Source organism: Bradyrhizobium sp. SK17 (assembly GCF_002831585.1).
In the GTDB taxonomy this organism is placed as follows: Bacteria; Pseudomonadota; Alphaproteobacteria; order Rhizobiales; family Xanthobacteraceae; genus Bradyrhizobium.
In genome coordinates, this window is sequence record NZ_CP025113.1 from 827862 (window position 1) to 838725 (window position 10864).

Consider the following 10864-nt stretch of genomic DNA (forward strand, 5'->3'; position numbering starts at 1 on the left):
TCGCATGACCGAACTGCCGCTGCTGTTTACCCCGCTGCAAATCCGCGACCTCGGACTGAAGAACCGGATCATGGTCTCGCCGATGGCGACCTATTCGGCGCGCGAGGGCCGGGCCACCGATTGGCATACCGCGCATATCGGCAAGCTCGCCGCCGGTGGCGCCGGCCTCGTGTTCGTCGAGCAGAGCTCGGTGAACGTCCAGGGGCGCATCACCCATGGCTGCCTCGGCATCTGGGACGATGCGCACATCGCGGACCACGCCGCGCTCGCGGCGCTAATCCATGGCTTCAACGCCAAGGCCGCGGTCCAGATCGCGCATGGCGGCCGCAAGGGCTCGTCGCAGCGGCCGTGGGAAGGTGGCAATCCCCTCGGCGAAGCCGACGTCACGGCTCGCGGTGAAGGCCCGTGGCAGATCGCGGCCTCGAGCGGCATTCCCTTCGACGACGGCTGGCCGGCTCCGCAGATGATGACGTCGGAGCAGATCGATGCCGTGGTGGACGACTACCGCCAGGCATTTCGCCGCGCCAGGGTCGCCGGCTACGACGTCATCGAGCTGCACTGCGCGCACGGCTATTTGATGCACTCATTCCTGTCGCCGCTGGCCAACAACCGCAACGACGAGTATGGCGGCTCGCGCGAGAACCGCATGCGCCTGCCGCTGCGCATCGCTGCGATCATGCGCGAGGAATGGCCGGATCATTTGCCGGCCTTCGTGCGGATCTCGTCGGTCGACGGCGTCGACATCGGCTGGTCGATCGAGGACTCCGTTGCGTTCGCCGCCGAGCTGAAAGCGATCGGGATCGACATGGTGGACTGCTCGTCAGGCGGCATGAAGCTGCCGCGCGGCAATTCGCTGGTGTCGCGAACCCCGGGCTTCCAGGTGCCATTCGCCGAGCGAATCCAGCAGGAAGTCGGCATGCCGACGGTGGCGGTCGGGCTGATCCGCGAACCGGACTACGCCGAGGCCATTTTGCGGGACGGCAAGGCGACGCTTATTGCGCTCGGCCGCGAACTGCTATGGAATCCGAACTGGCCCGCGCAGACGGCACTGGCGCTCGGATGCGATCCCGAATGGACCAGCTGGCCCGAGCAATATGGCTGGTGGCTGAAGCGGCGGGTGGCACAGCAAGGACGATAACGATGCCGTTGGCGAAGAAGGATGCAGCGAATGCCGGCGCGGCCGCCGGCCCGCGGTCTTTCGACGGCCCCGATTTCCCCGGCGATACCTCGCGCGACCTGCCGAAGATGGACAATGCGGTCAAATCGGCGCGGCGCGTGTTCGACGTGCTCGAATTCTTCGAGGAGCACCAGCGGGCCGCGTCCGCCATCGAGGTCGCAGCCGCGCTCAAGTTCCCGCAATCCAGCACATCGGCGCTGATGCGCACGATGACCGCGTTCGGCTATCTGCACTACGACACCAGCCGCCGCACCTATATCCCGACGCCGCGGATCTCGATGCTGGGGCATTGGCTGAGCCCGGCGCTGTTCACCCGGGGGCGCCTGATCAATCTGATGAACGAGCTCTCCGAGAAGACCGGAGAGACCATCATGCTCGCAGTCCGCAACGGGCTCAGCGCGCAATATGTCCATATCATCCAGGCCAAGCTGCCGATGCGGCTATACGTCAAGGCCGGAACGCTGCGCCCGCTAGCGCGATCCGCATCGGGTTACGCGTTGCTGTCGGCCTATCCAGACAAGGAGGTGCGCCGCCTGGTGCGCCTGATCAACGCCAACGAGCCGCGATCCGACCAGCAGATCGACATCAAGGCCGTGATGCTGGAGCTGAAGAAGGTGCGCGCCGAAGGACATGCCTTCTCGCTCGGCCTGGTCACCCCGGCGCGGGCGCCGTTGCCATGAACCTGCCGCCGATTGCGGAATCCAACGAGCCGCTGGTGCTGTGCGTGGCCGGACTGAACGACGCGCTGGTCACCCAGGAGACCGAGTTCGCCGACCTGATGCGGAAGGCGATCCAGTTTCATCTGGCGGACTGAAGCGATGCCATCAACCAATTCTGTTGCGCGCGTGGCATACAAACCGAACCGTCCGAAAGTTCACTCTGCGGAATTCATCCATCCGATCCGGCTTCATGTCGTCCGCGCAAGTGGCCCTGCGGGCAACGCTTGTCACGGCTATGGCTTTTCCGCATCATTGAGCGCAAGACAACATCGCACGCAGGCCCTGCCGAACGGCCGGACCCAAGCCAATCAACACGAGGAACGCTGTGGCGGAGAGTGAAAACATCGTCGCCGAGACCGCGGAAAAGATTTTCGCCGATCTCGCGGATGCCCAGACCATCAATCACGACAAGAAGGGCGCGTGGAAGGCGCCGCTGTGGCAGGCGTTGACCGACGCCGGCCTGCCGCTGTCCTGGGTGCCTGACGATCTCGGCGGTTCCGGCGCCAGCCTCGCCGAAGGATTCAGCGTCCTCAACGTCGCCGGGCGGCATGCGATCGCTGTTCCGCTGGCCGAAACAATGCTGGCCGGCTGGCTATTGACGCAGGGCAAGATTACCTCGCCGGAAGGCGAGATGACGGTTGTCCCTGCGAGCCCGAAGGATCGCGTCACACTCAACGCCGATGGTTCGCTCACCGGCCGCGCCCGTCGCGTGCCGTTCGCCAAGGACGCGAAACATTTCGCGGTGCTGGCAAGCGGCAAGGACGGCATCTCGATCGCGCTGGTCGATGCCGCGAAGTGCCGGATCGAATCCAGCACCGGACTTGGCGGTGATCATAACGACACCGTCACGCTCGACAAGGTGCAGCCGGTCACCACCAAGCCGGCCCCCAAGGACTTCGACCAGACCACACTGATGCTGATGGGCGGCGTGGTGCGCAGCCTGCAAATCGCGGGCGCGCTGGAAGCGATGCTCGACATCTCGGTGCGCTATTCCAACGAGCGTGTCGCCTTCGAGAAGAAGATCTCCAAATTCCAAGCCGTGCAGCACAACCTCGCCCGCCTCGCCGGCGAGAACGCCGCGGCACTGGCTGCCGCGACGTCGGCGGCGGACACCATCGTCAACGCCACCTCGCTGCATAGCGATGCGGTGTTCCTCGAAGCCGCGGCGGCGAAGATCCGCTGCTCGGAAGCGGCCGAGAAGGGCAGCAGCATCGCCCACCAGGTGCACGGCGCGATCGGTTTCACCATCGAGCACATCCTGCACCGTTATTCGCTGCGCGCACTGGCGTGGCGCGACGATTTCGGCTCGGAGAGCCACTGGGCGGTCGAGCTCGGCAAGCTCGTCGCCGACCGTGGCGCCGATGAATTGTGGCCGCTGGTGGCTTCGCGCTGAGATCAGGCAGAACAATCAGGACTGGACATCATGACTGCAGCCCTTCGTTTCGATCCGATCCGCCTGCCCGAGAAATGCGAGCAGCTCCGCAAGGAAGTGCGTGCCTTCCTCGCCGAGGAAATCGCCGCCGGCACCTTCGATCCCCACGCGCCGAACCGCGAGGACAATGACGCGCCGGAATTCTCCCGCCGCGTCGGCGCCAAGGGCTGGCTCGGCATGACCTGGCCCAAGAAATATGGCGGCCAGGAGCGCTCGTTCCTCGAACGCTACGTGGTGACCGAGGAGATGCGGGTGGCGAACGCGCCGACCCGGCGCTTCTTCGTCGCGGACCGCCAGAGCGGCCCGGTGCTGCTGAAATACGCCCCCGAGCACATCAAGATGGACATCCTGCCGCGGATCTGCCGCGGCGAGGTCTGCTTCGCCATCGGCATGAGCGAACCGAACTCCGGCTCCGATCTGTTCGCGGCGAAGACCCGCGCGACCAAGACCGACGGCGGTTACCTGATCAACGGCACCAAGATCTGGACCTCGTCGGCGCACATCGCCGACTACATGATCGCGATCTTCCGCACCTCGCCGCCGACCAAGGAAAACCGCCGCCACGGCCTGACCCAGTTCCTGGTCAAGATGAAGCAGCCGGGCATCCAGGTGAATCCGATCGGCCAGATCACCGGCCAGTTCGAGTTCAACGAGGTCGTGTTCACCGATTACTTCGTGCCGGAGGATCACGTGCTGGGCGAAGTCGATGGCGCCTGGAAGCAGGCAACATCAGAGCTCGCCTATGAGCGAAGCGGCCCCGAGCGCTTCCTCGAGACGTATTACGTGCTCACCGAGCTGGTGCGTGCGGTCGGCAAGAATCCGGACACTCGCAGCGCCGAGGGCATCGGCCGCCTGGTGGCGCAGGTGCACACCATGCGCCGCATGTCGGTGTCCGTCGCCGGCATGCTGCAAGCCGGCAAGGAGCCGGTGGTGGAAGCCTCCATCGTCAAGGACATCGGCACGGTGTGGGAGCAGCAGCTGCCGCATCGCGTGCGCGATCTCGCGGCCTTCGTCGAGGAGACCGCGACCAACCGCGAGACGCTGGAGAAGCAGCTCGATTTCGCCATCAAGACCGCACCCAAGCTGACGATCCAGGGCGGCACCACCGAGGTACTGCGCGGCATCATCGCCCGCGGGCTCGGTTTGCGTTAGTCGATGAGATCGATGACCCAGCCAGGCGCTCGATCGACCTCTCCCGGAAGGAGAGGTCGGCGCATAGCGCCGGGTGAGGGATTACGGTCTATCGAGAGAGCACAACCCCTCACCCGATTTGCTCGCGCAAATCGACCTCTCCCCTTGGGAGAGGTGACACCGATCGCACCGAGAGATAGCAGCCTTACCGGAGACAAGAGATGACCAAGTACACTGATATCGGCGTCGAGACCCACGGCCATGTCGGCCTGATCGAAATCCGCAAGCCGCCGCTGAACTTCTTCGACGTCGCGCTGATTAACCAGATCGCCGACGCGCTGGAGGAGTTCGACAACAACATCGAGATCCGCGCTTCGGTGCTCGCAGCCCAGGGCAAGGCGTTCTGCGCCGGCGCCAATTTCGGCGACCCGGCCCGCCAGGAGCAGGAGGAGCGCGCCAAGAGCGATCCGGCCTCGAACCTGCCGATCAACCATCTCTACGTTCAGGCGGTCCGCATCTTCCGCAACAAGAAGCCGATCGTCGCCGCGATCCATGGCGCCGCGATCGGCGGCGGTCTCGGCCTTGCGGTCTCGGCCGACTTCCGCGTCGCCTGCCCGGAAGCGCGCTTCGCCGCGAACTTCACCAAGCTCGGCTTCCATCCGGGCTTCGGCCTGACGACGACGCTGCCGGAGCTGATCGGCAAGAACAATGCCGAACTGATGTTCTACACCAGCCGCCGCGTCACCGGCGAAGAGGCCTATCGCTGGGGCCTCGCCAATGTGCTGGTGCCGCAGGACCAGGTTCGCGCGGAGGCAATGAAGCTCGCGCAGGAGATCGCCGAATGCTCCCCGCTCGGCCTGGTCTCGACCCGCGCCACCATGCGCGCCGGCCTCGCCGACCGCGTGCTCGCCGCGACCAACCATGAGCTGGAGGAGCAGACCAAGCTGCGCGCGACCGAAGACTTCAAGGAAGGCGTCAAGGCCACCGCCGAGCGCCGCGTCGCCAACTTCAAGGGGCGGTAGCCTCGGCTCCCTCCACATGGTCGTCCCGGCGAAAGCCGGGACCCATACGCCGCGGCCCGCGGAAGGGGCACACCATTCTCTTTCCGCCCGTCATTCCGGGGCGCGACGCAGTCGCGAGCCCGGAATCGATAACCATGATCGTGAGTATGGATTCCGGGCCCATCGCTTCGCGATGTCCCGGAATGACGGGGTTGATTAACTCCTCGGCACCACCAGCGCATCGACAATCGTGACGCCCTGCCCCTCCGGATGCACCAGCACCGGATTGACCTCGATCTCGGCAATCTCGCTTCGATGCTGCGCCGCCAGTACTGAAATCTGCGAGATCAACTGCGCAAGCGCCGCGACATCCGCCTTCGGCGCCCCACGAAAACCGTGCAACAGCGGCGCGGCCTTCAGTGTCGCCAGCATCGCGGTTGCCTCCGCCGCGCTGACCGGCGCCGGGCGATAGACCACGTCCTTGAACAGCTCGGTGGTGATGCCGCCGAGCCCCACCATCACCATTGGCCCGAAGGTCTTGTCCGTCATCGTGCCGACGATGATCTCGACGCCCTTCCTGGCCATCGGCCCGACCAGCACCCCCTGGATCGCGGCGTCCGGCCGCGCCTTCTGCACCGTCTCCAGCATGTCGCGATAGGCGGTGAACGCCGCGCCCTTGGCTGCGATGTTGACGCGGACGCCGCCGACCTCGCTCTTGTGCGCGATCGCCGGCGACTGGATCTTCATGACCAGTGGAAATCCGGCCCGCTCGATCGCAGCGTCGAGCCCGTGGCGATCGGTCACCAGCACTTCGTCCGGCAACGCGACGCCGGCCGCGCGCAACAGCGACTTGCTGTCATGTTCGGAGAGCGTCTTCGCCTTCAGATGCGCGGAGAGATCGCGCGCCGGCGACGTTGCTGCGATCCCCGGCGCCGGCGCGAAGCCGGCATAATCCGCCAGCCGCCGCATCGCGACGCCGACATGGGTCAGTCCCGACAGCACCACCACGCCGGATTTCGCCAGCTCCCGCCGCGCGAATGGCGACGGCAGCGTGTAGGAATAGAACACCACCGGCTTGCGCTGCGCCGCGATCAGCGGCTTCAGCTCGGCCTCCTTGAACGGCATCCGCGTCTCGCTCGACAGCGACAGCACGACCAGCGTCGCGTCCACTTCATCTGACGCGTCGAACAACTCGATGCTCTTCTGCAAACCGCCGGAGGAGACGCCCTGCGCGGTGACGTCGACGGGATTGCCCGCCGCGCCATAGGACGGCATCCATTGCTTGATCTGGTTCTGGATTCCGGCGGAAAGCTCCGGGACCCGCAGGCCCTGCATCGAGACGGTATCGGCGCCCCAGATACCAGCGCCGCCAGACACGGTGAGCACCGCGACGCGATCGCCCTTCGGCAGCGGATTGGTGGTCAACACGGCAGCAATCGTCACGGCCTCATCGAGATCGTTGGAGACGATGAAGCCGTATTTCGCGAAGACGGCATCATAGGCCGCCGACCAGCCCGCCATGCTCGCGGTGTGCGAGGCCGCCGCACGCTCGCCGGCGCCGGAACGGCCGACCTTGGTGACGATCACGGGTTTCCTGATCTCCGCCGCGCGCTTCGCCGCGGCCAGGAACTTGTCGACGTCGCGAATGCCTTCGATGAACAGCAGGATCACGTCGGTCGAGGCATCCTGCACCATGTAGTCGAGAAACTCGCCGGCGCCGAGATCGCTCTCATTGCCGGCGCTGACGACGTAGCTCAACGCGACGCCAAGCGCCTTGGCGCGATGATAGATCGCAAAGCCGATGCCGCCGCTCTGCGCGACGATGCCGATCCGCCGCTGGCTCGCGACCAGGACCGGCGCATCCGGCTTGACGTCGACGGTCGGGCTGAAGGTCGCGGCGACCTTCTGCATCTGGCTGTAGAAGCCTTCGGCGTTGGGACCGGAGATTCGTATCCCGGTTCGCTTCGCCAGCGCCACGATCGCGTCCTGCATGTCGGCGCTGTCGCCACCCTCCTCGGCAAAGCCGGAGGAGATGATGACCGCGTTCTTGACGCCGGCCGCCGCGCACTGCTCCAGCGCCGTCAGCACCGCGCGGGCGGGAATGACGATGACGGCGAGATCGATCGGCGCACCGATATCGGCGATCGACTTGAAGCATTTCAAGCCGTCTATCTCGTCATAGTTCGGGTTGATCGGATAGAGCGCGCCCGGATAGCCGTTCTTGCGCAGCATCGCGAGCAGCCGGCCGGGTATCTTCTCGTGATCGCGCGACGCGCCGATCAGCGCGATGCTCTTTGGGGCAAAGAAGGTATCGAGCGGATGCGGCATGGGCGCGTTCCAATTGTTATCGTTGCGTTCGACGATATTGGATCGTTGGGATGAGCTCAACCTCACCCCGTCATCCTGATGAGGCCGCAACGCGGCCATCTCGAAGGATGAATCGGCCACCAGCCGGGCCGTGCATCCTTCGAGACGCGCTACGCGCTCCTCAGGATGACGGGCCGCGTGGCCCGGATGCAGCGCAGCGCAATCCGGGGACGGCCTATCCGCTGAGAGCGCGATCCCCGATTTTGCTTCGCTGCATCCGGGTTACAACATCACGCCGTCAGCTTGAACGTCACACCGCAAAGCTGGAACTGATCGCCATCAACCACGCAGCCTTTGGCTTTCGCCGTCCCCAGCACCTTGGCCTTATCGACGACCTTGAACGTCAAGCCGCTCATGATCTCGCTATCGCCCTGGACGAAGCGGAAGGTGCTGTTCGGCAGCTTCACCGTGGCACCATCGGCAGCAATGCCGACGATCTTGCCCCAATGCGCCGCCAACGCCTCGGGCTCCGGGCTCTGCATCTCGACCTCGGTCAGCGCCAGGGTCGTGTCCTTGCGGATCGACGTCTGCCAGTCCGGGCCGGCCGGCGGGTACGGCCCCAGGATGTCGTCGCTGCCGTCGGTGTGGTTGAACTCGATGAAGGCCGCGCGGCAGTCGCGCGGATGCAGCTGCACGCCATGATAGGGCGCATGCGTGATGACGTTCGCGGTGCGCACGCCCATCGCATTGGCCTTGGCGCCGCGCGCGTCGGGATCCTCGCAAGCGAAGATCGCCATGTAGCCGCCGCGGCCGCCGGTCTTCTCGATGAAGCGGCCGGCCGCCGTGCCCGGCCCCGGCTGAAACGGTGCGACGACCTCCAGCAGAATTGTATCGACCGGCAGCAGCGCGTTTTCGAGCCCATACTTGGCGACATTACCGTCGCGGTAACAGACATCGAGCCCCATGATCGTGGAGATATCGGCGATCACGGGCGCAAGCTGCGGCGCCACCAGGCAGATCTGCCGCAGCCGCATATACCCGGTCATGGCTTACTGCCCCTGGAAGGTGGGCTTGCGCTTCTCGACGAAAGCTTTGGCCGCTTCCTTGTGGTCGGTGGTCTCGCCGGCGCGGGTGTGGTGGATCGCCTCGCCGTCGAAGCAGGCCTCGAGCGTCATGGTCTCGGCATTGTTGATGTTGCGCTTGATGTAGCCGAGCGCGACCGACGGGCCCTGCGCCAGCGAACGCGCCAGCTCCAGCGTCTCGGCCTCGACATCGGCATCGGGCACCACCTTGGAGACCATGCCGAGGTTGAAGGCCTCCTGCGCCGACAGCACCGGCGACATCAAGTACAGCTCGCGCGCCTTGGCGCTGCCGAGCATCTTGGTGAGGAAGTAGGTGCCGCCATAGTCACCGGAGAAGCCGACCTTGGCGAAAGCCGTGGTGATCTTGCAGGACGCGCTGGCGACGCGGAGGTCGCAGGACAGCGCGATCGAGAGGCCGGCGCCTGCTGCCGCGCCGTCGAGCTGCGCCACCACCGGCTTCGGCATCTGGTGCAGGATCCGCGAGACCTCCATGCCGCGGCGCAGGTTGGCCATCTTGGCCTCAAACGGCAGCGGCGCGCGGCCGGCCGCCATCGACTTGACGTCACCGCCGACGCAGAAGGTGCCGCCGGCGCCCCTGATCAGCACCGCGCGCACCTCGGTATCGTCCTGCGCCCGCCGCGCCGCCTCGACGAGACCCTGCGTCATGTCGGGATTGAGCGCATTGCGCCGATCCGGGCGGTTCATGGTGATGGTGAGCAGGCCCTTGTCGAGGGATTGAAGGACCATCTGGTTATCGCTCATGGCGTTTTGCCTTTCGTTGTTGTTTTCAATTCGTCACTTCTTCACCAGCGGACAGCGCGAGTCCGCCAGCGGCTGGAATGCCTGATCGCCTGGCACGGTCGCGAGCAGCTTGTAGTCGTCCCAGCGGCCCTTCGATTCCGAGGGCTTCTTGACCTCGAACAAGTACATGTCGTGGACCATGCGGCCGTCCTCGCGAATCCGGCCGTTCTTGGCGAACATGTCGTTGATCGGGGTTTCCTTCATCACCTTCATGACGGCGGCCGCATCGGTGGTGCCGGCGGTCTTCACCGCGTTCAAATAGTGCAGCACGGAGGAATAGACGCCGGCCTGCGCCGAGGTCGGCACCCGCTTGGTGCGCTCCATGAAACGCTTGGAGAACGCGCGGGTGTCGTCATTGAAGTCCCAATAGAACGCTTCCGCGAGCAGCAGGCCCTGCGCGGTCTCGAGCCCGACGCTGTCGATATCGGTGACGAAGGCCAACAGCGGCGACAACCTCTGGCCGCTCTTGGTCAGTCCGAACTCGGCGGCCTGCTTGATCGCGTTGATGGTGTCGCCGCCGGCATTGGCAAGCCCGATCACCTTGGCTTTCGAGGCCTGTGCTTGCAGCAGGAAGGACGAGAAGTCCGAGGTGTTGATCGGATGCCGCACGCTGCCGAGCACCTTGCCGCCCGACTTGATCACGACATTGCTGGTGTCCTTTTCGAGGTCCTGGCCGAAGGCGTAATCGGCGGTGAGGAAGAACCAGGTGTCGAGGCCGGATTTCACCGCGGCAAGGCCGGTCACATTGGCCTGCGCGAAGGTGTCGAACACATAGTGCACGGTATAGGGGCCGCAGGCCTCGTTGGAGAGGCGGATCGAGCCCGGGCCGTTGAAGATGATGATCTTGTTGCGCGCCTTGGCGATCTCGGCCGCGGCGAGCGCGGTGGCGGAGGCTGCGACGTCGAAGATCATCTCGACGCCCTGATTGTCGATCATGTCGCGGGCGATGTTGGCCGACAGGTCGGCCTTGTTGAGATGGTCGCCGACCACGATCTCGATCTTGCGGCCGAGCACCGTACCGCCAAAGTCCTCAGCCGCCATCTTGGCCGCGGTTTCGCTGCCCGAGCCGGTGATGTCGGCATAGAGGCTCGACATGTCGAGGATGCCGCCGAGCTTCAGCGGAGGCTTGTCCTGCGCCAGCGACGCATTCGCCGAGATCGCAAACACACAGGCCAACACGCCGGCCAAAACTCGTCTCATCAAATCCTCCCGTT

General features: G+C 65.2%; 10 protein-coding genes. 6 read left to right on the forward strand and 4 right to left on the reverse strand.

Going from position 1 to position 10864, the window contains the following annotated elements; translation table 11 throughout:
• Nucleotides 1-4: 4 nt before the first annotated feature.
• The 6 genes from CWS35_RS03890 (at nucleotide 5) to CWS35_RS03910 (ending at nucleotide 5481) form a co-directional block, all read left to right on the forward strand.
• Complete coding sequence (locus CWS35_RS03890; RefSeq protein ID WP_100950882.1) at nucleotides 5-1138, forward strand: NADH:flavin oxidoreductase/NADH oxidase; 1134 nt, start codon at nucleotides 5-7, stop codon at nucleotides 1136-1138.
• 2 nt (nucleotides 1139-1140) lie between these two features.
• Nucleotides 1141-1857 (forward strand): IclR family transcriptional regulator, encoded by a 717-nt coding sequence (locus CWS35_RS03895; protein ID WP_245438864.1) that lies wholly within the window; start codon nucleotides 1141-1143, stop codon nucleotides 1855-1857.
• Nucleotides 1854-1991 (forward strand): hypothetical protein, encoded by a 138-nt coding sequence (locus CWS35_RS39935; RefSeq protein WP_245438866.1) that lies wholly within the window; start codon nucleotides 1854-1856, stop codon nucleotides 1989-1991. The genes CWS35_RS03895 and CWS35_RS39935 overlap by 4 nt, the downstream gene beginning before the upstream one ends.
• Before the next feature lie 230 nt (nucleotides 1992-2221).
• Entirely contained in the window at nucleotides 2222-3289 is a 1068-nt protein-coding gene (locus tag CWS35_RS03900) for an acyl-CoA dehydrogenase family protein (RefSeq protein WP_100950884.1), read from the forward strand.
• A 30-nt stretch (nucleotides 3290-3319) separates the two neighbouring features.
• Nucleotides 3320-4480: an acyl-CoA dehydrogenase family protein gene (locus tag CWS35_RS03905; RefSeq protein ID WP_024582674.1), complete on the forward strand. Its 1161-nt coding sequence runs from the start codon at nucleotides 3320-3322 to the stop codon at nucleotides 4478-4480.
• 200 nt (nucleotides 4481-4680) lie between these two features.
• A complete protein-coding gene (locus CWS35_RS03910) occupies nucleotides 4681-5481 on the forward strand; it encodes an enoyl-CoA hydratase/isomerase family protein (protein ID WP_024582673.1) in 801 nt (266 codons plus the stop codon).
• Between the two features lie 195 nt (nucleotides 5482-5676).
• Here the strand turns inward: CWS35_RS03910 and CWS35_RS03915 are convergent, their stop codons facing one another.
• The 4 genes from CWS35_RS03915 to CWS35_RS03930 all read right to left on the reverse strand — a co-directional run bounded on the left by CWS35_RS03915 (nucleotide 5677) and on the right by CWS35_RS03930 (nucleotide 10850).
• Complete coding sequence (locus CWS35_RS03915; protein WP_100950886.1) at nucleotides 5677-7788, reverse strand: acetate--CoA ligase family protein; 2112 nt, start codon at nucleotides 7786-7788, stop codon at nucleotides 5677-5679.
• Between the two features lie 269 nt (nucleotides 7789-8057).
• Nucleotides 8058-8813, reverse strand: coding sequence for a VOC family protein (locus CWS35_RS03920; protein ID WP_100950888.1), 756 nt, complete (start codon nucleotides 8811-8813; stop codon nucleotides 8058-8060).
• 3 nt (nucleotides 8814-8816) lie between these two features.
• Nucleotides 8817-9611: an enoyl-CoA hydratase gene (locus CWS35_RS03925; RefSeq protein WP_024582670.1), complete on the reverse strand. Its 795-nt coding sequence runs from the start codon at nucleotides 9609-9611 to the stop codon at nucleotides 8817-8819.
• Nucleotides 9612-9644: 33 nt separating this feature from the next.
• Nucleotides 9645-10850, reverse strand: a complete 1206-nt coding sequence (locus CWS35_RS03930) for an ABC transporter substrate-binding protein (RefSeq protein ID WP_100950891.1) — start codon at nucleotides 10848-10850, stop codon at nucleotides 9645-9647.
• Between the last annotated feature and the right edge of the window lie 14 nt (nucleotides 10851-10864).